The organism is Sciscionella marina DSM 45152 (assembly GCF_000379465.1).
GTDB lineage: Bacteria > Actinomycetota > Actinomycetes > Mycobacteriales > Pseudonocardiaceae > Sciscionella > Sciscionella marina.
Genome location: NZ_KB905392.1, coordinates 534,138 through 556,598, shown reverse-complemented (window position 1 = coordinate 556,598; position 22,461 = coordinate 534,138). Strand labels below are relative to the sequence as shown.

Below are 22,461 nucleotides of genomic sequence, written 5' to 3'. Positions count from 1 at the left end.
GCCGTGGCGCGTGTGGCTGCCGTGTTGAGGGTGACACACGAGATACCGTGGAAGCATGGCGTCGAAAACCGTGACCGGTCGTGGCAGTGCCTCCTCGCGTGGGGGCAGTGGCCGATCCCGCAGTGGCGGGGGCACCAGCACGGCCAAGTCGACCAAGTCCCGGGCGAAACCGCGCGGCAGCGCGAACAGCGGGGGGACCAAGAGCGGCGGCGGGACGAAGAGCACCGCCAAGCCGAGCGCGCGTTCGCGCCCGGCCCCGCGGAAGCGGTCCGGCCAGGGCGCGTTCTCCCGCGGGCTGCGTTCGAGCTGGGGGCTGCTCGCGAAGGGGGCGGGCAAGGCCGCGCGCGCGGTCGGCAAGACCAAGGAACTCGAGCACGCGCACCGCAGGGACGGGCTCGCCCTCGCGCTCATCGCCCTCGGCGTGGTGCTCGCCGCCGGGGTCTGGTGGCGGGCGGGCGGACCGGTCGGCACCTACCTCGAGATCGGGGTGCGCACCGTGTTCGGCGCACTCGCCGTGGTGGTCCCGGTGGCGCTGCTCGTGGTCGCGGTGACCCTGATGCGCACCGAACCACAGCCCGAGAAACGGCCCCGGTTCGTCATCGGAACCCTGCTGGTGCTGCTCGCCCTGCTCGGCCTGCTGCACCTGTTCGCCGGTGCCCCGGTGAGCAACCAGGGCCGGATATACGCGGGCGGTCAGCTCGGGCACGTGGCGGGCGGTTACCTGTCCCAGGGGCTGACGAGCTGGGTGACGATCGTGCTGCTGGTGCTGGTGCTCGCCTACGGGGTGCTGCTGTTCACCGGGACCCCGGTGCGCGAGGTCCCGGACCGCATCCGCAACATCGGGCGCGCTCCCGGGGGCGAGGAGGATCCCGAACAGACCGCGGTGCTCGACGAGCTCGGCGGCGCGGACGCCGAGGTCAAACTGCGCAGGCCGGCCAAGCGGCGCCAGGCGCGGATGGCCGAGGACGAGGACACCGAACAGCTCACGGCACCCGAGCCCGAACCCGAGCCGGCGCCGAAGGCCAAGCCGAAGAAACCGGCCGCCGAGGTCAAGGCGACCGAACCGGCGAAGGAGGAGGCCCTTCCCGAGCAGCTGACCATCCGCGCGGTGGAAGGCGACTACGAGCTGCCCTCACTTGGCTTGCTCGCCACCGGGGACAAACCCAAGAGCCGTTCGGCGGTTAACGACGCGATGATCGAGGCGATCACCGGGGTACTCGAGCAGTTCAACATCGACGCGCAGGTCACCGGGTTCGTGCGCGGGCCGACGGTCACCCGCTACGAGGTCGAGCTCGGCCCCGGGGTCAAGGTCGAGAAGATCACCGCGCTCACCAAGAACATCGCCTACGCCGCGGCCACGGAGAACGTCCGGCTGCTCGCCCCGATCCCCGGCAAATCCGCCGTGGGCATCGAGGTGCCCAACAGCGACCGGGAAATGGTCCGCCTTGGCGATGTGCTCACCTCGGCCACCGCGGCCAAGGACCAGCACCCGATGGTGATCGGGCTCGGCAAGGACATCGAGGGCCATTTCGTCACCACGAACCTCACGAAGATGCCGCACCTGCTCGTGGCCGGTGCCACCGGTTCCGGTAAGTCCAGCTTCGTCAACTCGATGCTCGTCTCGCTGCTGTCCAGGGCCACCCCGGACGAGGTGCGGATGATCCTCATCGATCCGAAGATGGTCGAACTGACGCCGTACGAGGGCATTCCGCACCTGATCACGCCCATCATCACCCAGCCCAAGAAGGCCGCGGCGGCGCTGGCCTGGCTGGTCGAGGAGATGGAACAGCGCTACCAGGACATGCAGGCCAGCCGGGTGCGCCACATCGACGACTTCAATCGAAAAGTGCGCTCCGGGGAGATCACCGCGCCACCGGGCAGCGAGCGGGAATACCGCCCGTACCCGTACATCATGGCGATCGTCGACGAGCTCGCCGACCTCATGATGACCGCGCCGCGGGACGTCGAGGACGCGATCGTGCGCATCACGCAGAAAGCCCGGGCCGCCGGGATCCACCTGGTGCTCGCCACCCAGCGGCCCTCGGTGGACGTGGTCACCGGTCTGATCAAGACCAACGTGCCCTCCCGGCTCGCCTTCTCCACCTCCTCGCTCACCGACTCCCGGGTCATCCTCGACCAGCCCGGCGCCGAGAAACTCATCGGCATGGGCGACGGGCTCTACCTGCCCATGGGGGAGGGCAAGCCCATCCGGGTCCAGGGCGCGTTCATCGGCGACGACGAGATCTCCGCGGTCGTCGAGTTCACCAAGAACCAGGCCACCCCCGACTACACCGAGGGCGTCACTGCGGCCAAGGCCGAGAAGAAACAGATCGACGAGGACATCGGCGACGACCTCGACGTGCTGCTGCAGGCCACCGAACTCGTCGTCACCTCGCAGTTCGGCTCCACATCCATGCTGCAGCGCAAACTCCGCGTCGGCTTCGCCAAGGCCGGACGGCTCATGGACCTGCTCGAATCACGCAACGTCGTCGGCCCCTCCGAGGGGTCGAAGGCCCGCGACGTGCTCGTCAAGCCGGAGGACCTGGAGGCGACGCTGACCTTCATCCGCGGCGGCGGTGACCCGGACGCGGACGCCGGAGGCGACGAGAGCGAATAGCCACGGCTCAACTGCCGAATTTGCGGACCGCTTGGTAGTAAGTCCAGGCGAGCGCGTTGCAGCTGCCGTTGCCGTGGCAGATTCCCTTGAGATCGCTGTAGAAGTTGTCGTCGATGCGCTTTTTGCTGGTGTCGTCGAACCGGCTCTGCTTCTTGTAGTTCCGGTAGCCGAAATCGTGGCGGTGACAGGCCGGATCGAAGTCGAAGCCGACCGGTTTGTCCGGGGCCCAGGAGCAGGAATCGCTGGACCAGTCGAGCTTGTCGGCGTGCGGTCTCTCGTCGCGGACTTTCTCGAACTGGCTCGGCGAGGTGCTGAACAGGTAGTTGTCGGTGATGCTTTCGATGCTCTCGGCGCCCGCTGTCCCCGCGCCGAGCGCGATGGTGATCGCCACGATGGCGGAGCTCAGTGCGCCCCGCCGGACCCCGGTGGTGTTCATCCGCTCATATCCCCTCATATCAGGCTGATTGCGGAGGAGATTATTCGGCCGGTGACGGGCCCGGAACCCGTCGAACGGCTGGACGCGCGACCCCTCGTGGGTACGGCAAGCGACCGACTAATTACGGGTTGATGGTCATCGGGGCGCGTGCCACGGTGCTAGCGGGCCGAGAACTCGAGACGAGGAGTCGTCATGCGCCTGATCATCCGTGTGCTGTGCTGTCTGGCCGCCGTATTGCTGCTTCCGCTGTTCGGGGCGGGAATCGCGGCCGCGGCGGGGACTTCGCCACACCAGCTCGCCGCGACCACACTGCACTATGACGCGAGCGGCGCGAAGGACTATCAGGCCGAGATCGAGGCGGCGGTGCAGAACTGGAACGGTGACGTGCACAATGTGCAGCTCGCCGCGGCGCAGCAAGGTCAGGCCGCGGACTTCACGATCACCGAGGACGACGACTGGCCGCGTACTTATCCCGGCGAGAAGGTGGGCACCGGGAAGGTCGTGATCGGCAAGCAGGCCGTCGACCAGGGCTATGACAAGACACGGATCGCGGCGCACGAGATCGGGCACATCCTGGGGCTCCCGGACAACCGGGACGGTCAGTGCTCCACCCTGATGTCCGGGCACAGCGCCCCGACCTCGTGCACCGTGGCGCATCCGAACCAGGCCGAGCGCGCGCAGGTGGAGCAGAACTTCGCGGGCGGCGGGGCGATCGCCCGGCAGGCGCGCACCGGGGCCTACGTCGACTGCTTCGCCGAGAAGGTCACGAGCTGACCCGGCGCCATCGCCCGGACCGCCGAGCCGTCCCGGCCCCCCGCGCCGCCGGGACGGCTCGGCCCCCTTGGGTGGCTCAGGCGTAGCAGGAGCCGCTGAGCAGGGTCCCCGGCGGTGGGGTCGACATCGTCGTCGGCGCCGAGCAACCGCTCCGCGTCAACGTGCCCTCCGGGCTCAGCGCGTAGGTCAGGTAGTACTGCGGCGCCCGCGCGTAGTCCGGTTCCCAGGTGCTCTCCCGCAGCGCGACATCCGGAATCCCGTCTCCGTCGAGATCGCCGATTCGCTGCGTCGGAGTGCTGTGCAGTACCGAGTCGGTGACCGCGATCTTGCCCGTGGAGGTGTCGACGCGCATGGCCATCGCGGCCTCGCTGTGCGCCCCGACCGCCCCGGTGACCAGGCACAGGCTCGCGTCGTCCTTCGGCAGGGAGCACTGGCCGGATTCGAAGTGCTCGATCCCGTTCGGCTGCTGGCTGCTGAGGTTCACCAGGGAGGTCAGTTTGCCGTCCTGCCGGGTGGCTGCGAAGCTGGGGCCGAATCCGCCGGTCGAGCGGTAGCCCTCGAAATGGGTACCGTTCCCGAGGTAGCGGTCGAACACCTTCGTGCATCCGGATCCGCAACCCGGGACGGGTTCGGTTCCACCCGGTGGCTGCGCGGCCTGTGCCGCGGTGCCGGCGAGACCGGCGATGAGCATTCCCGCGGCGAGTCCCGCTCCTGCTTTTGTGCCGAATTTACGCATGATATTTCCTTTGTGTTACGGTCGACTTTCGGTTATGCATAGCAAGCGCCGGCGAGTGGAGCGCTCGGTATTGGCTGCGAATGTTTGCGCGGCTCGGCGCAGCCGGTCGGGTGGAATTTTCCAGCCTGCGGCCAATAGGTGGATTGGTATTCCGGCGCGATCGTGTGGCTCGGATCGAAGGTGCTTCCGACCATGATCATGTCCGGGATTCCCTCCCGTCGAGATCGGCGATCGAATAGGACGAGGTGCTGTGCAGCGCGGTGTCGGTCACCGTGATCGCGCCGTCGGGGTCGCTCACCCGCAACGCCATCGCTGTCGCCGTCTCGCTGTACGGGCCGTCGGCCCGGTGATCACCCAGGTGGCCGGTGCACCCTCACGCACGCACTGGAACCCGTCGAGATGCTCGATTCCCTTCGGTCCCGTCCCGCGGCCGGTCCGGCCGCGAGAACCTCCGCCCGGCGGCAGCGATCGATCTTTTTCGTATTCCGCGCATTTCCGTGACCCTCCCGGAGCCGTTCGGTTCGATCATTCCGGAAGACGCGAGGCTCTCGGGAAAGTTGCGCTATTTTCGGGGCAACCTTTGCAGGCGCTGGTGCGTGTTACTTATTCTGCCGGTTTTTCGAGCTCCAGCAGCATGCGGTGGTTGCCGAGCGTATTCGGCTTGACATAGGGCAGATCGAGAAATTCCGCGACCCCCTCATCGGCCGAATGGCGCATCTGCTCGTACACCTCTTGGGTCACCGGGGAACCCTGGATCTCGGTGAACCCGTGCTCGGTGAAGAACCGCTTCTCGAAGGTGAGGGCGAAGACCCGGGCGAGGCCGAGTTCCCGGGCGTTGTCGATGAGCTGGGTGATCAGCGCATGCCCCACACCTGCTCCGCGCACCTTCGGGGTGACCGCGATGGTGCGGATCTCGGCGAGGTCCTCCCAGAGCACGTGCAACGCACCGCAGCCGACGAGTTCCCCGCCCTGATCGGCCACCCAGAACTCCTGGACGTCCTCGTACAGCGTGACCAGTTCCTTGACCAGCAGCACACGGCCCGCGTACTCGTCGACCAGTGACTTGATCGACCGCACATCGCCGATCCTCGCTCTCCGGATGATCACGGCTTCGCCCACGGAAGCGAACCTATCGCGCGGCCCGGTGCCCGGGTGATGCGCGCCGGTAATGCCCGCGCTCACCTCGATGCCGGGCGGTTACCCTGGTAGTCGTGCCTACTCCCGAACCAACTGCCGAATCGCGCCGGGTCGCGCTGCTCACTCTCGGCTGCGCGCGTAACGAAGTCGACTCGGAGGAGCTCGCCGGCCGGCTCACCGATTCCGGCTGGCAGCTGACCGAGGCCGAGGACGGCGCCGATGTCGTCCTCGTGAACACCTGCGGGTTCGTGGAGTCGGCGAAGAAAGACTCGGTGGACACGGTGCTCGCGGCCGCCGAGACCGGCGCCAAGGTGGTCGCGGTCGGCTGCCTCGCCGAGCGCTACGGGGACCAGCTCGCGGACAGCCTTCCCGAGGCGGACGCCGTGCTCGGTTTCGACCACTACGGCCAGCTCTCCACCCGGCTGGACGAGGTGCTCGCGGGCAAGCCGATCGCCCCGCACACTCCGGCGGACCGGCGCACGCTGCTGCCGATCACGCCGGTGGAACGCCAGGAGGCGGCCCGGGAGGTCGCCGTCCCCGGCTGGGGACCGCGCACCCTGCGCACCCGGCTGGACGACTCGCCGGTCGCCGCGCTGAAGATCGCCTCGGGCTGCGACCGCCGCTGTTCCTTCTGCGCGATCCCCTCGTTCCGCGGTTCCTTCGTCTCCCGGGAGCCGGAGGACGTACTGGGTGAGGCGATGTGGCTGGCCGAACACGGCGCCCGGGAGCTGTATCTGGTCAGCGAGAACTCCACCTCCTACGGCAAGGATCTGCCGCGCGCCAGCGGGGGAACCCGCGCGCTCGAGCTGCTGTTGCCCAAGCTCGCCGCCGTCGAGGGGATCGGCCGGGTGCGGGTGTCCTATCTGCAGCCCGCGGAGACCCGGCCGGACCTGTTGCGGGTGATCGCCGAGACCGAAGGGGTCGCCGACTACTTCGACCTGTCCTTCCAGCACGCGAGCGCGCGGGTGCTGCGCAGCATGCGCCGCTTCGGCGGGCGGGAATCGTTCGTGAAACTGTGCGAGCAGATCCGGGAGTACGCGCCGCGTGCCGGGATCCGCACCAATGTGATCGTCGGTTTCCCCGGTGAGACCGAGGAGGACGTGGCCGAGCTGGAGGCGTTCCTGACCGAGGGACGGCTGGACGCCGTCGGTGTTTTCGGCTACTCGGACGAGGACGGCACCGAGGCCGCGGACTTCGCCGGGAAGCTGGACGCAGCCGAGATCAGGGCCCGCGTCGAGCACATCGGCTCACTCGCCGAGGAACTCACCGCGCAGCGTGCCGAGGACCGGATCGGGGAGCGGGTGCGGGTGCTCGTGGAGGACACCGGGGAACGCCTCGGCCGCGCGGAGCACCAGGCACCGGACGTGGACGGGGAATGTCACATCACCGGATCCGCGGAACTGGCCCGAGGGGAGTTCCTGGACTGCGTGGTGGCCGGAACGGACGGTGTCGACCTGATCGTCGAGGCCTGCGATGGCTGAACCCTCGAGCGGTGCTGGCACGAACGCCCCGGTTCCGGTGCTGAACCTGGCGAACGTGCTCACCGTCTCGCGGCTGGTGCTCGTCCCGGTTTTCCTCGTGGTGTTCTTCGTGAACGGCGGGCACGACACGGCATGGCGGCTCGTGGCCAGTGGGGTGTTCGCGCTCGCCGCGATCACCGACCACGTGGACGGCAACATCGCCCGCAGCAGGGGACTGGTCACCGATTTCGGCAAGATCGCGGACCCGATAGCGGACAAGGCACTGATCGGGGCCGCGCTGATCGGCCTGTGCCTGCTCGCCGAACTGTCCTGGTGGGTGCTGATCGTCATCGGGGTGCGGGAGCTGGGCGTGACCCTGCTCCGGTTCTGGGTGATCCGCTACGGCGTGATCCCGGCGAGCCGGGGCGGCAAGGCCAAGACCCTGTGCCAGATCATCGCCATCGGCCTCTACCTGCTGCCACTGCCGGCCGTGATCGACCCGGTGCGCATGGTGGTGATGGGAATCGCACTCGTGCTCACCGTGGCTACCGGGGTGGACTACGTGGTGCAGGCGCTGCGACTGCGCACAGCGGGGAAACGGGCATGAGCGAGCCTGCGAACGAATCATCGATACAGCGTCCGCGCGAAGCGTCGAGCTCGGCCAGGGAGCGACGATGAGTGAGCTGCTGCGCGGGCTCGGTCTCACCGAGCGGGAGGTCGCGCGGGTGCTGGACGCGTTCGCCACCCGTGACCTGACCGTGGCCACCGCCGAGTCGCTCACCTCCGGCCTCGTCTGCGCGGCGCTGACCTGCGTTCCGGGTGCGAGTGCCGTGGTCCGTGGCGGGCTCGTGGTGTACGCGACCGAGCTCAAGTCCATGCTGGCCGGAGTGGATGCGGACCTGCTCGCCGAGCGCGGGGCCGTGGACCCCGAGGTGGCCGGGCAGCTCGCGACCGGTGCCGCGCGCCACTGCGGGGCCGACTACGGGGTCGGGCTGACCGGGGTCGCCGGACCGAGCTGGCAGGATGGGGTGGCCCCGGGGACCGTGCACATTGCGATCGCCGGTCCGCACGGCTGTCACCAGGGCACGCACACCCTCACCGGTGGGCGGGAAGAGGTGCGGGCGGCCGCTGTGCGCGCCGCGATCCGGCGGTTGGGCGGTATCCTGGACGTGGTGACCGAGGGAACAACCGAGGCCGGTTGAGTCGTTCGCTTGTGGCGGAAGGCGCGAACGGTGTTGGTAAGCCGCTGTGTTTTCTCGGTAACGTGGTGCCAGCGATGGGCATCGGCGCCGCGAGGCACCGATGCGCATCATTCAAGGAAGGGAGGCACGCCATGACCATTCTGCTGCGTGAGGCGATCGGTGATCGCCTGCGTCATGCGCGTACCAGCAGAAGCCGCACGTTGCGCGATGTCTCCCGGGACGCGCGCGTGAGCCTCGGTTACCTCTCCGAGGTCGAGCGGGGCCGCAAGGAGGCCTCAAGCGAGCTGCTCGCCTCCATCTGCGAGGCACTCGAACTGCCGCTGTCCGAGCTGCTGCACAACGTGGCCAGCGATGTGGACGCGCTGGCCGGCGTGGACAGCCCGCGCGAGCCGGTGCCTGCCGAAGCGGACGCGGCTCCCGCGCTCGAGGGCCGGATGGAGAAGGGGGTCGGCTCCGGCATCGAGGGCGGCACCCTCACCCCGGCCATGTCCGGGGACTTCGCGGACCTGCGCTTTTCCGGCCAGCTCGGTGCCCAGCTGCCGGCCACGGCGATCGAGGGCGGTTACTCGTCCCGGGTGCGCTCGGGTGTCTTCGTCGCCGCCTGAGCGCGGCTGATCAGCCATGCCTGTCGCCCTGACCGTGGTCATCGTGGTTCTCGGGCTGCTCGCGATCGCCGGTCTCTCGGTGTTCATCGTGCGCATGCTGCGTTCCCGCCCGGATCAGGTCGACGAGGCCGCGGTGCGCCATCGCGCCCCGATCGGCAGCACCGCTCAGGTCTGGGAGGAGCGCGGCGAGCGGGCGGTACGTGAGCTGTCCACGCGCGCCGCCGAACTGCCCGCGCTGCTCACCGACGCGCAGGTGGTGCTGGACACGGTGCACGCCGATGCGGCCACGGCCACCGAACTCAACGCGAGCATGGCCGAGGAACAACCCGACCGGCTGCGCGCCCAATACGAGCGGCTCGCCGACCGGGAACGCCGGATGCCGGGTGCGCAGGCGGAGGCCGCGACCGGGGCGGCCCGGCGCAGGCTCGGTGCGGTGCAGGCGCGTATCGCGGAGCGGGACCGGTTGCTCGAGGCGATGGAGTCGGCCGTGCTCGAGCTCGAGGCCACCGTTGCCGAACTCGGTGGTTTCCAGATGAACGGGGTGCATCCGATCGGGGCGGACGGAACGGCCGTGGCCACGCTGCGCGCGCATGTGACCGCTGTCCGCGGCGCGTATGCCGAGGTGAACCGGCTGAATCCGGGGCCGGGTGAACCGATCAGGGCGGCGGAGGAGAGCGCCACGGGGGATACTGGACCTGTCGCCGGTCAGGGATGACCCCGGGCACGGTAGGGTTCGCCCTGAATTCGGCGAGGTTCGGTGGCCATGGCGCACCGTAACCTGAGACGATGGAACCAGCACAGCAGACGGGTCGTTGCCTGTTCAGGTACGGGCGACGAGTGCGCGCGAGCGGATGGGCACCGTCGCGGACACGAGACAGTAGAGGCGGGTAGAGCAGATGGCCAACCCTTTCGTCAAGGCGTGGAGGTACTTCCTCGCCGCGTTCGGCGCGAAGATTGACGAGGTCGCCGACCCGAACGTGCAGTTGCAACAGGCCATCGAGGAGGCGCAGAAGCAGCACCAGGCGCTCTCCCAGCAGGCGGCCTCGGTGATCGGCAACCAGCGCCAGCTGGAGATGAAGCTCAACCGCCAGCTCGGCGAGGTCGAGAAACTCCAGGCCTCGGCGCGCCAGGCGGTCGTGCTCGCCGAGGAGCACCGGGCCAAGGGTGACGAGGAGAAAGCGGCCCAGTTCGACCAGGCCGCCGAGGGCTTCGCGAACCAGCTGGTCACCGCCGAGCAGGGGATCGAGGAGCTCAAATCCCTGCACGACCAGGCCATTCAGGCCGCCGAGCAGGCGAAGAAGGCTGTCGAACAGAACTCCTACAACCTGCAGCAGAAGCTCGCCGAGCGGAACAAGCTGAAGTCGCAGATCGAGCAGGCGAAGATGCAGGAGCAGGTCGCCGCCTCGATGAGCCAGATGTCCGAGCTGGCCGCGCCGGGCAGCACGCCCTCGCTCGAAGAGGTCCGGGACAAGATCGAGAAGCGCTACGCCACCGCGGTCGGCCAGGCGGACCTGGCCAAGAACACCGTGCAGGGCCGCATGATGGAGGTCGAGGCGGCCACCAACAAGATGGCGGGCAGCTCGCGGCTCGACCAGATCCGTGCCTCGGTCAAGGGCGGCCCGGTGGCCGGACAGGTCACCAGCGGTGAGTCCAGCGCGAGCAAGCCGGCGCCTTCTGCGGACATTCAGGCCGAGATCGCCAAGCGGGTGCAGCAGACGAACAACGAAGCCGACAAGGCATAGCGACCCGTCATGGGCTCGGCCAGAAACCCCTTTGGTGAGCTCGTCAGTCAGGTCGTCGGCGATCAGGTGCGGGCCAGTCCCGTCGTGGACGAGGTCCGGCGCCGATTCAACGCATGGCGGGATCCCCGGGCCAAGGCCCTGCGGGCGCGCAAGCGTGCGGTGCGGGCCACGACCACCTGGGGCGGCCTCACCGCCGTCTCCGGGGGTGGTGCCGCGCTCGAGTTCGCCTATGTCAACGACGGTGCCTTCGCGTACGGCCTCGCCGGATTCGGTGCGCTGACCCTGATCGCGACGCTGTCCTCCGGGATGCGCACCCGGCGGCTGTACAAGGTCCCGCTTCCCGAACCCGCACGGGAACGGCAGGCGCTGCCGCCCAACTCCTCGCGCGCCCATGAGCCCATGCGCAGGCTGGACGCCGCCGAGCAGACCTTGCACGAGCTGCTCGGCGAGCTGCGCACCCCGAGTGGCGCGGTCCCGGTCGTCCCGGGCGGTTCACTCGATTCGGCGGCCGGCGCGGCCGCCACCGCCGCGGAGAACCTGCGCGGGCTCGCCGCCCGTTTGCAGGCGATCGAGCGGAGCAGGGCGGCCACCGCGCCCGCGGATCGGGCGGCCCTGAACGAACCGATCGACACCCTGGCCGGGCAGCTGCACGAGGGTGTGGACGAGTACGGAAAGCTGGTCGCGGCCGCTGCCCGGGCCGTCGCCGCGAGCGCCAGTCGGCCGAGCTCCACCGCGGTGACCGAGGCGACCGATGAACTTTCCGGCCTGGCGAGTGCCTTGCAGGAACTTTCACGGCACTTCCCGCGCTGAGGTGAAATTCCAACTATCCAGGGAATAGGTGCTCTTCCCGATCGATTTGTTATCATTCCGTTAGTCCGTCCGGTCCGGGAGTTTGACCAACCACCCCGGATCGGGCGATGTCGGGGATTGCGGAGGAGGGACGCGTGGCACTGTGGCCGGTGCACAGCGATCGCGAGCTGTCCCCAGCCGCGCCCGTGCTCGGCCCGCGTGAACGCATTTCCCGCCCGCTCGCCTTCGCCCTCGGTCTGCAGCACGTGGCCGCGATCTCGTTCGCCGGGTTGCTCGTGCCGAAGCTGACCGGGATGCCGGTCTCCACGACGCTGCTGTTCTCCGGAATCGGCACACTGCTGTTCCTGGTGCTCGCGGGCAATCAGGTGCCCGGCTACCTCGGGCCCTCCTACGCCTTCCTCGGCCCGCTCGCCGCCTTCTCCCAGGACGGGGTCGCCGCGCAGCTCGGCGGCGTACTCGCGGCCGGACTGCTGCTCACCGCGCTCGGGATCGCGGTCAAGGCACTGGGGATCCGGTTCCTGGAAAGCCTGCTCCCGCCGGTGGTCACCGGTGCGATCGTGCTGCTCGTCGGGATGAGCGTCACCCCGGTCTCGGTGGTGTTCGTGATCGGCCAGCCGGTGCTGACGGTGATCACGGTGCTGGCGATCCTGCTGGTGATGCTGCTCGGCAGGGGAGTGGTGCGGCGGTTCGCGGTACTGATCGGGCTGCTGATCTCCTGGCTGGCCGCGCTGCCGCTCGGCGGCCTCTCCGCGGAGGCGACCGCCGCGGTCTCCGAGGCACCCTGGTTCGGTCTCCCGGTCTTCAACACCCCGGTCGTGCACCCGAACGTCGTGGTTGCCGCGATCCCCGCCGTGGTGGTGCTCGCCGCGGAATACGTCGCGCACATCAAGGCGGTCTCCGCGGTGACCGGGCGCAACCTGGACGGGCGGGTGGGGGACGCGGTCATCGCGGGCGGGCTGACCAGTGTCGTCGCCGGGCTCTCCGGCGGTGCCCCGGTCACGAACTCGCTGGGGAACCTCGGCGTGCTCGCGGCGAGCAAGGTGTACGCGACCGCCCCGTGCGCGATCGGCGGGGTGGTGGTCGCCGCGCTCGCGTTCTGCCCGAAGTTCACCGCGGCACTCGCCTCGGTTCCCTACGGGGTCGTCGCGGGCGCCTCGATCGTGGTCGCGGGCATGATCGTGCGGATCGCGCTGCGCATCTGGCGGATGTCCGGAGTGGTGCTCGCCGCCCCGGTCACCCTGGTGCTGTTGATCATCGCCGTGGTCGGCGGGTCCAGCGTGCTCCCACTGGTGTTCGGCGACCTGCGCATCAACGGTCCGGTGTGGGGCGCGGTGGCGATCCTCGCGGGCTACCCGGTGCTGGACGGGGTGCGCCGGGCGGCCGTCCGGGTGCGTACCCGGGCCGCGGCGCGCACCAGCGCCGGGCCGCGGTAGATCAGCCCGGTGTAGAGCTGGACCAGGCTCGCGCCCGCGTCGAACATTCGCCGCGCCGACTGCGCGTCCATGATCCCGCCGCAGCCGATGATCGGCAGCCGTCCGCCGGTGCGCTCGGCGATGAACCGCACCAGCTCCAGCGAGCGATCCCGCAGCGGTGCCCCGGAAAGCCCGCCCTGCTCGGCCGCGAGCGGTTGTTCGGCGGCCGCGATCCCGTCCCTGGCGAGCGTGGTGTTCGTGGCGATCACCCCGTCCACCTCCCGCGCGGCGAGTACCTCGAGCAGTTCGTCCAGCGCCGGCTCGGACAGGTCCGGGGCGATCTTGACCAGCAGCGGTTTACGGGCACCCAGCCGGTCCAGCTCGGCTCGCAGCGCCGCAAGCAGCCCGTCGAGCGCGGTCGCGTCCTGCAGCCCGCGCAGTCCCGGGGTGTTCGGTGAGGAGACGTTGATCGCGAAGTAGTCGCCGTAGCGGTGCAGGGCACGCAGCGAGGAGGTGTAGTCCCCGACCGCCTCCTCGACCGGGGTGCGCTTCGACTTGCCGATGCTGATGCCGAGCGGGTACCCGAGCGGCCCGAGCCGGCACAGGCGCGCGGCCAGTGCCGTGGCACCGGCGTTGTTGAAACCCATCCGGTTGATGATCGCCTCGCTCTCCGGGAGCCGGTACAGCCGCGGCCGGTCGTTGCCCGGCTGCGGATGCCAGGTCACCGTGCCCGCCTCGACGAAGCCGAAACCGAGCGCGGGCCACGCGGGAAGGGCGCGCCCGTCCTTGTCCATTCCCGCGGCCAGTCCCACCCGGTTCGGGAACCGCAGCCCGAACACCTCGACCGGCTCCCCGCCACGGAAGATCCGGGTCCCGGCGCGCACCGCACCAGGAGTGGAATCGAGCGCGGCGATCGCGCGCAGGGTGTACTCGTGGGCGTGTTCGGCGTCACCGCCGCCGATTCGGAACAGGGTCGCGCGCAGCAGGGATCGGTACAGGTTCACGGCCCCGATTATCGCCGACTTGAAAATTGCGCCCGCACCTGCCGCAGCAGCTGCTCGAACAACTCCGCGGTCTCCTTCGCGCCCTTGCCGCGCAGCGCGTGGATCGGCCGGCAGGCGCCCTGGGCCTGCTGGATAGCGGTGCGTTCGGGAAAGCTCGTGTCCAGCAGCAGATCGCCGAACACCTCGCGCAGCTCGGTGACCCGGAACTGGTGCTCGACCGAACGCGGTTTGACCCGGTTGGGCAGGATGCTGATCGGGCGCGGTTTGCGGTACCGCTCCGCCTGCTCGTGCACGGCGGCCACGGCCCGGCGCATTCCGGAGACGGCGAACATCGTCGGCTCGGTGATCAGCAGTGCCCCGTCCGAGGCGAACAGCGCGGAGCGGGTGAGCTGGCCGAGCGAGGGCGGGCAGTCGACCAGCACCAGCCCGTACTCCCGCCCCGCCGCGGGCAGCCTGCCCAGTACCCGTTCCAGGCGGCCAACCCGATAGGAGCGCGGATCCGGATGGTTGTGCGATTCGGTCTCCTCGGCGCCGACGAGCACATCCAGGTGTTCGCTCCAGGGGCTCGGGGCGATGGCGGACAACAGGGTGCTCGAGCGCGGGTCGCCGAGTACGGTCGCGATGCTCGCCTCGGTCTCGCCGGGATCGAGTGCGGTGGTCGCGTTGCACTGCGGGTCGAGATCGGCCACGAGGGTGGGAACACCGGCGTGCGCGGCGGCCGAGGCGAGCCCGAGGGTTACCGTCGTTTTGCCCACGCCACCTTTGAGCGAGGCGATCGCGAGGGTAGGCACGCGGGCACCATACACTCACGGTCATGCGAGCCGATGCCGTGCGACGCGCGTTGCGTACCGAGCTGGAAGCCGCACGGGCACGGGGAGCCGAGCCGGTGCGGGTGGTCGATGTCGGCGGGGGGACGGGGGGCTGGGCGGTACCGCTCGCCGAGTTCGGCGCGGCGGTCACCGTGATCGATCCCAGTCCGGACGCGCTGGCGAATCTGCGCCGCAGGGCGGTGGACGCGGGCGTTGCCGAGCTGATCACCGCCGTGCAGGGGGACACCGAGGCGCTCGCCGACTGCGTGCCCTCCGGCGGAGCGGACCTGGTTCTGGGGCACGGGATCCTCGAGGTGGTCGACGACGTCGGTGCCGCGCTGGCCGCGTTGCGGGCCGCCACCGCACCCGGTGGGGCGATCTCGCTGCTGGTGGCCAACAAGTACGCGACCCTGCTGCGCATGGTGCTCGCCGGGCGGGTGATCGAGGCGCACCGGTTGCTCGACGATCCCGACGGTGCACCGGCCGGGGACATCCTGGCGCGCCGGTTCGACGTGGATTCCCTGCGCACGGCACTGGAGGAAGCCGGGCTCGAGGTGAGCTCACTGCACGGCTACGGGGTGCTCGCCGACCTCGTGCCCGGTGCCACGGCGGAGGACCCCGGTGTCGCCGAGGCGCTCGCCCAGCTGGAACTGGTCGCCGCGGGCACCTCACCGCTGCGTGAGATGGCCGCCCAGTTGCACGCGCTCGCCCGGCCCCGCTGAAATGGGAACCCTGCGGGGCGCGGCAGGAGAGTTCGCGACCGGTCTCACCGAACCGGCCGACGGTGTGTACGCCTGGCTGCAGCCGAACGGATCCTGGGGTGAGACGAACGCGGGCGCGGTGCGCGGGGACGGCGAAGCACTCGTGGTGGACACGCTCTGGGACCTGGACCAGGCGCGGCGATTCCTCGGCGCGCTGACCGAGCAACTCGACGGGACCCCGATCACCGCCGCGGTGAACACCCACGAGGACGGCGACCACTGGTGGGGAAACGCGGCGCTGCCTGGATCGGCGACGGTGTACGCCACCGAGGCGGCGATCGAGGCGATGGCCGGGGACGACCCGGCGCGGATGGCCCGCCTGGACCGGCTCGCCGAACTCGGCGCGCGGCTGCCCGGAGCGGCCGGCCGGCTCGGCGGTTACGTGCACGGGATGCTCGGCCCGTTCGAGCACGCGGTGGTGCGCACCCGGCTCCCGGACAGCCCGTTCACCGGAGCGCTCGAGGTCTCGGTCGGCGGACGGCCGGTGCGGTTCATCGACCTCGGCCCCGCGCACACCCGCTCCGATGTCGTGGTGCACGTGCCCGATGCGGACCTGGTGTTCTGCGGTGACCTGCTGTTCATCGGGGTGGCCCCGGTGTGCTGGCACGGACCGGTCACCGGATGGATCTCCGCGCTGGACCGGTTGCTCGCACTGGGGGCGCGTACTCATGTGCCCGGCCACGGGCCACCGTGCGGACCCGGGCGGGTGCGGGAACTGCGGGACTACTTCTGCTGGCTCGTCGAAGCGGGTGGGCGCGCCTTCGCGGCGGGTGCCGATGTGCGCACCGCGGCCCGGCGGCTGCTCGACGACCGGGGCAACGCGGCCTTCGCGCACTGGCACGACCAGGAGCGGCTGGCGATCACTCTGGAAACGGTGCGCCGCGACTATCTCGGCCTCGGACCGCCGTCCAGGGAACCGGCCGCGCTGGCCCGGCTGCTCGGTACCTGCGCGGCGCTGCGCTGAGACAGTGGCGGAGTGCCTTCGCGGGGACAGTGGCGGAGTGCCTTCGCGGGGACAGTGGCGGAGTGCCTTCGCGGGGACAGTGGCGGAGTGCCTTCGTATGCCACCTCGGCGCCTCGCGGCGTTGTCCTCGTGCTGCCGGGCTTTCGACGTTGCAGGGCCGCTGCTGACGAGCGTCGGGCCTCGCGACGGCCGAGAACCCGCAAACGCACTCTGAGACTGTCGGGCTCTGCCCTTAAGCTGGTCGCATGGGTCGGAGTGGGCAGTTGCCGCGCGGATCGAGCGCGTACCGGGCCACGCCGGATCGCCCGTGGCCCTCCGACGAGGGCTGCCCGATCCTGCATGTGGACATGGACGCCTTCTTCGCCTCGGTCTCCACCCGGGAGCGCCCCGACCTGGCGGACAAGCCGGTCGTGGTGGCCGGTGGCGGGGTGCGCGGGGTGGTGTCCTCGGCGAACTACATCGCCCGCGAATACGGGGTGCGCTCGGCGATGCCCGCGTCCCGGGCGCGCACCCTGTGCCCGCACGCGGTGTTCCTCGAACCCGAGTTCGAGCAGTACGCGGCGGTCTCCCGGGATGTGATGGCGCTGTTCCGGGAAATGACCCCGCTGGTCGAACCCGTGAGCCTGGACGAGGCCTTTCTGGACGTGTCCGGTGCGCTGCGGCGGCTGCGCAGCACCCCGGCTCAGCTCGGTGAGCGGCTGCGTGCCCGGGTCTTCGCCGCGCACAGGGTGAGCTGCTCGGTCGGGGTCGGGCCGAGCAAGTTCATCGCGAAGCTCTCCTCGGGCCTGGCCAAACCGGACGGCATGGTCGTGGTCCCGCGCGGGGAGGTGCTGGACTTCCTGCATCCGCTTCCGGTTTCCGCGCTGTGGGGTGTCGGCGAAGTCACCGAGCGTAAGCTGCGCTCCTACGGGATGGAGACCGTGGGTGATATCGCCGAGATTCCGCTGGCCCGGCTGCGCAAGCTGGTCGGCAACGCGGCGGCCGAACACCTGCACACCCTGGCCAGCGGGGTGGACGAGCGCCGGGTGACCCCGCACAACGAGGAGAAGTCGCTCGGTGCGGAGACCACCTTCGAGTACGACTACGAGGACCCGGATGTGCTGCGCCGGGAACTGCTGCGGCTTTCCGGCCGGGTGGCGGCGGGCCTGCGCCGCAAAGGGCTGCGGGCCCGCACGATCTCGATCAAGGTGCGCTATTCCGACTTCCGCACGATCACCAGGGCATACACCATGCACGCGGCGACCGATTCCTCCCGCGAGGTGTACCGGCACGCCGAACGGCTGCTGAGCACCGCGGTCGCCCCGGGGCCGATCCGGCTGCTCGGGGTGCGCACCGAGGGCCTCGGGGAGACCGAGCACGAACCGACACAGCTGGAGTTCGCCGCGGAGACCGAGGACAGCTGGCGAGAGGCCGAGGTGGCCGCGGACAAGGCCAACGAACGGTTCGGTGGCGCGATGGTGCGGCCCGCCTCGTTACTCTCCGGAGGCGCCCGGCGGGGGAACAACCGGCACGACTCGTGATGAGTTGCGGGGATCGGGTAGTCCGCCCGGGCCGAGACTCGTAGACTGGTGGTAACAGCCGTGAAGGTCACCCGCCGGGAGCATGGGCCCGGCGACGTGGAGCAGTGCCGGAGGAGGAGTCGTGCCACTCTCCGAGCATGAGCAGCAGCAGCTCGACCAGATCGAGCGAGCGCTCTACACCGAGGACCCGAAGTTCGCGTCGAACGTACGGGGGGCGAAGCTCAGTAAACCGTCGCGAAGTCGACGACTACAGGGCGGAGTGCTCGCCGTCGTCGGTCTCGGACTGCTGCTCGGTGGGCTCGTCATTCCACTGCGAGTCGCCGAGATCCCGATCGTGAGTGTGGTCGGATTCGTCGTGATGTTCGTCGGCGTCGTGCTGACGATCACCGCGCTGCGTGCCGGTGCCCAGGACGAGGCGGAATCGGCGAAGGGCGGCACCGCCAAGGGCCGCGCCAAGAGCCCACTCGCCAAACGGATGGAGGACCGGCTGCGCAAGCGGTTCGACGACCGCTGACCGGTGGCCCGCCGGTCAGCCGGCCGATGTGGTGCCCTGATCCGGCGCGGTGCGATTCGGTTCGGCGCGATCCGCCGCGGGAACCGGGCGCCGCAGCACCGAACGCGGCCAGAACCGGTCCCGTGCCCGGAGCGGATGGGCAAGCGCGAGGGCACCCAGAACCTCCCGGACCGCCTGCTCCAGTCCGGGATCGGACCGGGCGGCTCCCGCGGATGCGGGCGCGTACCAGCTGCGTTCGAGTTCGGTCACGATCAACCGCAGTTTCTGCTTCGCGGCCTCGTCCAAGCCGTGTTTGTCGGCGAGCCGTGCGGCCAAGGCACGGACCGAACGGTTCGCGGGAAGCGTCACCTCGCGGTCGGTCGAGGCGTCCAGCACTTCCCGCCACCCCGCGGCCGCGGCCTCCGGCGCGCCCGAGCCCGCGATCCGCAGCCGTCGGCGCATCCGCTGCCTGCGCAACATTGCCGGTGCCCCGAACACGAGCGCGAGCAGTGCGAGGAGCACCAGCCACCAGGACACGAAGCTGAGTGCGAGCAGCGCGGCCAGGGCCCAGACCACCGCCGCGCCGCCGGTGAGCACCCGGATCAGTGCTTCAGCGCGCATGCCTGCCCCCGTTCGATCGCCGCCGCCTGGAGAGCAGCCGCGCCGCCCCGGTCAGCCCGCCGGCCAGGACGAGCAGCGCGAGCAGCACCCACAGGGCACCGCCTGGCGCGCTGAGGGTGAACGCCTTGGCCAGCGGTGGCCACCAGTCGTCGTCCTCCGCGGGCGGCAGCACGGGACTCATGGAGAGCTGATCCCTGGACGGCGCGGGCGGGCCGGGGGAGACCGAGGGCACCTCCGAGGACGGGGCGGGGCCTGCGCTGTTGTCCGGTGCGTCCACGCTCTGCGCGCGCTGCAGATAGGGCGGGGTGACCCCGCGCCCGTCGGCGAGCGGGGTCGGGTCGAAGGTCATCCAGCCGTAGCCGGGGAAGTACACCTCGACCCAGGCGTGCGCGTCCTGGGTGGTGACCGAGCGGTGGTCCTTCTCCTTGGTGCCCGGGGTGAATCCGACGGCGACCCGGGCCGGGATGTGCTGGCTGCGCACCAGCACCGCCATGGCCGAGGCGAACTGTTCGCAGAACCCCTGCTTGCCGTGGAACAGGAAGTCCGCGAGCGGATCGCCGAGTCGTTGCGGTTGGGTGTGCAGCGAGTAGCTGAAATTGCCCGGTGCGACGAAGTACGACCAGATCGCGCGCACCTTGTCGAAGGTGCTGCCCTTGCCCGCGGTGAGCCGGTCCCCGAGCTGGAGAACCCGGGCATCCACGGCAGGCAGCCGGGTGTATTCCTCGGAATTCGGCAGCCCCTCGGTCCCGGCCGGTGCGGTGCGCAGCTCCGAGGCCGAGGGCACGGCGAGGCTGGCCTGCTCGGTGTAGTCGGTGGGTTCGGCGGGACTGCGGGCGAACGCGGCGCTCATCGTCGGATCCCATCGCCAGATCCGCGGATCGAGCCCACTGACCTGGCCGGGAACCCCGTACAGCGGCAGCCAGTTGTCCCGCCAGTTGACCGGCTGGATGTCGATGTTCGCGCTGCGCGGTGCCGGTACCGAACCGGGTGGCCGCTGGAGCTCGCCGCGTAGCTGCTGGCCGCTGCCGATCGTGCCGACCTGCCAGCCCGAGCGCGGATCGAACCTGGACAGCGTCACCGCGCGCAGGTAACCGGCATCCGCCTGATCCCCGCGCACCCGGAACAACTCGACGGTGTCATCGGGATTGTCCAGCTCGCCGCGCAGTTTGGTGAACGGGTTGAGCCCCCAGGATCCGTTCACCGTCCGGCGCCCCTCCTGCTCGCCGGGGAAGGTTCCGGAGGTGCCGATCACGGTCACCGTCGCCCCGGCGAACAGCGCCAAGGCCAGCGCGACACCGGTGACCGCCACCATCGGCGTGGTCACCCGCAGGCCGGTTCCGGTCAACCCGACCTCACCGCGCCACTCGCGCTGTCTGCGGGCCCGGTCCACCGCGAGCAACAGCGCGAAGGCCACCCCGCCGAGCAGGAACCCCCACCAGGGCAGCAGGTCATCGGCGAGCGAGGCAGGCACCGCGTACACGCCGAGCAGCAGCAACCCGGCCACCGCCGGCATCCGGATATCGACCACGAGCAGGTCGACGAGCACCGCGATGATGCCGATGGACAGCACGATCAGGCACTGCATGGCCGCGGTGGCCGGAACCGGGGGGCGCCCGGTGCGGATCTCGTCCACCGCGGCGCTCAGCAGCGTGCCCAGATCGCCGAGCGCGCCCGGTCCGGGAAGCACGCCGAGCACCGCGTTCGCGCTGAACAGCGAGGCGCAGCAGCACAGCAGTACGAACAGCTGCACCAGCACCACGACCGGCGGACCGTACGCGGTGCGCAGCCGGGGCACGAAAGTGCGCAGCAGGACGCCCACCCCGACGATCGCGACCACCGCGCCGAACAGCGATTCGAACCACGCCCCGCCCGCGATGAGTTCGGCCATCGCGGTCGACACGGCGAGAACCGCGATGCCGCCCGCCGCGGGCAGTAGCAGCCCTGGCCGGTTTCCGGTGCGTGCACTCATCGCACTCGCTCCCCGGGGGAGCTCGGCGCTTCGCGCACACGCTGTGTCTTCGGTTCGCTCGCGAGCTTGCTCATGAGCACTCGCTCCCCCGGGGAGCTCGGCGCTTCGCGCGGACGCTGCGTTTCCGGTTCACCGGCGAGCTCGCTCATGATGGCACCTCGAGGTGCCCGGTCGCTGCTTTCGCCGCCTCGCACAACCGCTGCCAGGTGTGGGCGAGCCCATCGCCCGGGCCCGCGATCACGACCGCCCAGCCCGCAGCGGTGAGCAGCTGCGCGCCCTCGTGGACATCCGCGATCTCGCCGGTGTCGCCCGGGCTCCACGCCGCGACGTCGAGCAGCACCGCGAGCCCGTTCGTGTGCCCGGCCGTGCTGGCGATCAGTTCCCCGAGCGCGGGCCGCGAGCAGGCGCCGAGTACCGCGATGATCGCCCGCTCCTCGGCGAGCCCGCCCGGCATCGCCAGCTCGCGCCGGTGGGTGGGGCGCAGTGCGGCGAGCGCGTCCAGGGTGGCCTGGCCCTGATCGGCCGCGGCGTCCTGCCCCGCCAGCTCGGCGCCGTCCTCGGTGACCAGCCGCACCGGAAAACCGTGCGCGTGCAGGTGCAGGCACACACTCGCGGCGAAGGAGATCGCCCACTCCACCGAAGCCCCGGTGCCGTGCCCGCGATGCGCCGCCGCGCGGTGGTCGAGCAGCACCGTGCTGCCCCCACCGGAGGGGCGCTCCTCCATGCGGACCATCAGCTCGTCCCGGTGCGCGGTGGACCGCCAGTGCACCTTGCGCAGATCATCGCCGTGCCGGTACTGGCGCACGATCGCGTCCTGCTCACCGTGCCCGGCCCGGGCGCGCCGTGGACCGGAGCTGTCCGCCGAGCCGTGCCCCACCGGCATCCCGTGCAGCTTCGCCGTGCGCGGCACCACGAGCAGACCGGCCGGTTCACCGAGCCTGCGGCTGAACTCGGCCAGCCCGAACGGATCGGAGACGCGCACCACGGCCGGGCCGATCGGGTGCACGCCGCGCAACATCGGATGCAGTGGATAACGCAGTTCGACGGTGCCCGAGGTGAGCCAGTCGATCACGAACCGGGGCTTCGCGCCCGCCGCGTAGGGCACCGTGTCCTCCACGAGCACCCCGGAGGTCGGCAGCCGGGAGGCGCTGGAGAGGTGCAACAGCACCTCGGTCCTGCTGCCCGCGGCGACCCGGTGTGGGCGCAGGCTCCGCGTGCACCGCAGCCGGGTGCGCGCCCAGCGCGCGACCAGGGTGGCGAGCAGTGGGAGGGCGAACACGAATATGGCCACCCGCAGCATGTCCCGCTCGTCCAGCACCACCGCGCACCCGGCCGCGGCGATCCCGGCCGCGAGCAGGCAGCGCCCCCGTGTGGTCATGCCCGTGTTGA

The 22,461-nt window shown here is 70.3% G+C and carries 23 protein-coding genes; 14 read left to right on the top strand and 9 right to left on the bottom strand.

The features are described from left to right. Positions 1 to 55 precede the first annotated feature (55 nt). On the top strand, positions 56 to 2,617 hold the full coding sequence (locus A37U_RS0119650; RefSeq protein ID WP_020498378.1) for a DNA translocase FtsK: 2,562 nt from the start codon (positions 56 to 58) through the stop codon (positions 2,615 to 2,617). Positions 2,618 to 2,624: 7 nt separating this feature from the next. On the opposite strand, the gene A37U_RS0119645 is transcribed toward A37U_RS0119650, so the two are convergent. Continuing rightward, complete coding sequence (locus A37U_RS0119645; RefSeq protein ID WP_020498377.1) at positions 2,625 to 3,053, bottom strand: phospholipase; 429 nt, start codon at positions 3,051 to 3,053, stop codon at positions 2,625 to 2,627. Between the two features lie 192 nt (positions 3,054 to 3,245). Between A37U_RS0119645 and A37U_RS0119640 the strand changes: the two genes are divergently transcribed. After that, positions 3,246 to 3,827 carry a snapalysin family zinc-dependent metalloprotease gene (locus A37U_RS0119640; protein ID WP_020498376.1) on the top strand — a complete coding sequence of 194 codons (582 nt, stop codon included), beginning with the start codon at positions 3,246 to 3,248 and terminating at the stop codon, positions 3,825 to 3,827. Positions 3,828 to 3,903: 76 nt separating this feature from the next. Here A37U_RS0119640 and A37U_RS48400 read toward each other — a convergent pair whose 3' ends face one another. Continuing rightward, positions 3,904 to 4,563, bottom strand: a complete 660-nt coding sequence (locus A37U_RS48400; protein ID WP_157182899.1) for a hypothetical protein — start codon at positions 4,561 to 4,563, stop codon at positions 3,904 to 3,906. A gap of 603 nt (positions 4,564 to 5,166) precedes the next feature. Then, the gene (locus tag A37U_RS0119620) at positions 5,167 to 5,667 is read right to left on the bottom strand and encodes an amino-acid N-acetyltransferase (RefSeq protein ID WP_157182928.1); all 501 of its coding nucleotides are present in this window, start codon (positions 5,665 to 5,667) and stop codon (positions 5,167 to 5,169) included. A gap of 107 nt (positions 5,668 to 5,774) precedes the next feature. Here A37U_RS0119620 and rimO point away from each other — a divergent pair, with 107 nt between their 5' ends. The 8 genes from rimO to A37U_RS0119580 all read left to right on the top strand — a co-directional run bounded on the left by rimO (position 5,775) and on the right by A37U_RS0119580 (position 12,952). Next, positions 5,775 to 7,181 (top strand): 30S ribosomal protein S12 methylthiotransferase RimO, encoded by a 1,407-nt coding sequence (rimO, locus tag A37U_RS0119615; protein WP_020498371.1) that lies wholly within the window; start codon positions 5,775 to 5,777, stop codon positions 7,179 to 7,181. Further along, a complete protein-coding gene (gene pgsA / locus A37U_RS0119610; RefSeq protein WP_020498370.1) occupies positions 7,174 to 7,767 on the top strand; it encodes a CDP-diacylglycerol--glycerol-3-phosphate 3-phosphatidyltransferase in 594 nt (197 codons plus the stop codon). Before rimO ends, pgsA begins: the two co-directional genes overlap by 8 nt. Positions 7,768 to 7,834: 67 nt before the next feature. Beyond that, positions 7,835 to 8,362 (top strand): CinA family protein, encoded by a 528-nt coding sequence (locus A37U_RS0119605; RefSeq protein ID WP_020498369.1) that lies wholly within the window; start codon positions 7,835 to 7,837, stop codon positions 8,360 to 8,362. Positions 8,363 to 8,493: 131 nt separating this feature from the next. Beyond that, entirely contained in the window at positions 8,494 to 8,967 is a 474-nt protein-coding gene (locus A37U_RS49810; protein WP_020498368.1) for a helix-turn-helix domain-containing protein, read from the top strand. A 16-nt stretch (positions 8,968 to 8,983) separates the two neighbouring features. Next, complete coding sequence (locus A37U_RS0119595; protein WP_020498367.1) at positions 8,984 to 9,682, top strand: hypothetical protein; 699 nt, start codon at positions 8,984 to 8,986, stop codon at positions 9,680 to 9,682. Between the two features lie 181 nt (positions 9,683 to 9,863). Next, positions 9,864 to 10,709, top strand: coding sequence for a PspA/IM30 family protein (locus A37U_RS0119590; protein WP_020498366.1), 846 nt, complete (start codon positions 9,864 to 9,866; stop codon positions 10,707 to 10,709). A 9-nt stretch (positions 10,710 to 10,718) separates the two neighbouring features. Then, positions 10,719 to 11,519 carry a phage shock envelope stress response protein PspM gene (gene pspM / locus A37U_RS44335; protein ID WP_020498365.1) on the top strand — a complete coding sequence of 267 codons (801 nt, stop codon included), beginning with the start codon at positions 10,719 to 10,721 and terminating at the stop codon, positions 11,517 to 11,519. 134 nt (positions 11,520 to 11,653) lie between these two features. Then, on the top strand, positions 11,654 to 12,952 hold the full coding sequence (locus A37U_RS0119580; RefSeq protein WP_020498364.1) for a uracil-xanthine permease family protein: 1,299 nt from the start codon (positions 11,654 to 11,656) through the stop codon (positions 12,950 to 12,952). Here A37U_RS0119580 and A37U_RS53760 read toward each other — a convergent pair. After that, positions 12,868 to 13,935, bottom strand: a complete 1,068-nt coding sequence (locus A37U_RS53760; RefSeq protein WP_020498363.1) for a quinone-dependent dihydroorotate dehydrogenase — start codon at positions 13,933 to 13,935, stop codon at positions 12,868 to 12,870. The two genes, A37U_RS0119580 and A37U_RS53760, sit on opposite strands and share 85 nt — an antisense overlap. Positions 13,936 to 13,943: 8 nt before the next feature. Then, a complete protein-coding gene (locus A37U_RS53755; protein WP_020498362.1) occupies positions 13,944 to 14,726 on the bottom strand; it encodes a ParA family protein in 783 nt (260 codons plus the stop codon). 23 nt (positions 14,727 to 14,749) lie between these two features. On the opposite strand from A37U_RS53755, the gene A37U_RS0119565 reads away from it, so the two are divergent. From A37U_RS0119565 to A37U_RS0119550, 4 genes are all read left to right on the top strand, one after another. Continuing rightward, entirely contained in the window at positions 14,750 to 15,466 is a 717-nt protein-coding gene (locus A37U_RS0119565) for a methyltransferase domain-containing protein (protein WP_020498361.1), read from the top strand. A 1-nt stretch (position 15,467) separates the two neighbouring features. Beyond that, positions 15,468 to 16,469, top strand: a complete 1,002-nt coding sequence (locus A37U_RS44325; RefSeq protein ID WP_020498360.1) for an MBL fold metallo-hydrolase — start codon at positions 15,468 to 15,470, stop codon at positions 16,467 to 16,469. Positions 16,470 to 16,714: 245 nt separating this feature from the next. Then, positions 16,715 to 17,989, top strand: a complete 1,275-nt coding sequence (locus tag A37U_RS0119555) for a DNA polymerase IV (protein ID WP_051111671.1) — start codon at positions 16,715 to 16,717, stop codon at positions 17,987 to 17,989. A gap of 121 nt (positions 17,990 to 18,110) precedes the next feature. Beyond that, positions 18,111 to 18,503, top strand: a complete 393-nt coding sequence (locus A37U_RS0119550; RefSeq protein WP_020498358.1) for a DUF3040 domain-containing protein — start codon at positions 18,111 to 18,113, stop codon at positions 18,501 to 18,503. A gap of 15 nt (positions 18,504 to 18,518) precedes the next feature. Here A37U_RS0119550 and A37U_RS44320 read toward each other — a convergent pair whose 3' ends face one another. The 4 genes from A37U_RS44320 to A37U_RS0119535 are packed head-to-tail and all read right to left on the bottom strand — an operon-like array spanning position 18,519 to position 22,450. Then, positions 18,519 to 19,103 carry a hypothetical protein gene (locus A37U_RS44320; protein WP_040588020.1) on the bottom strand — a complete coding sequence of 195 codons (585 nt, stop codon included), beginning with the start codon at positions 19,101 to 19,103 and terminating at the stop codon, positions 18,519 to 18,521. Beyond that, positions 19,093 to 21,072 (bottom strand): transglutaminase TgpA family protein, encoded by a 1,980-nt coding sequence (locus tag A37U_RS44315; RefSeq protein WP_051111670.1) that lies wholly within the window; start codon positions 21,070 to 21,072, stop codon positions 19,093 to 19,095. Before A37U_RS44315 ends, A37U_RS44320 begins: the two co-directional genes overlap by 11 nt. Beyond that, the gene (locus tag A37U_RS51655; protein WP_020498357.1) at positions 21,069 to 21,221 is read right to left on the bottom strand and encodes a hypothetical protein; all 153 of its coding nucleotides are present in this window, start codon (positions 21,219 to 21,221) and stop codon (positions 21,069 to 21,071) included. The genes A37U_RS44315 and A37U_RS51655 overlap by 4 nt, the downstream gene beginning before the upstream one ends. Next, positions 21,218 to 22,450: a DUF58 domain-containing protein gene (locus tag A37U_RS0119535; protein ID WP_240437615.1), complete on the bottom strand. Its 1,233-nt coding sequence runs from the start codon at positions 22,448 to 22,450 to the stop codon at positions 21,218 to 21,220. Before A37U_RS0119535 ends, A37U_RS51655 begins: the two co-directional genes overlap by 4 nt. Between the last annotated feature and the right edge of the window lie 11 nt (positions 22,451 to 22,461).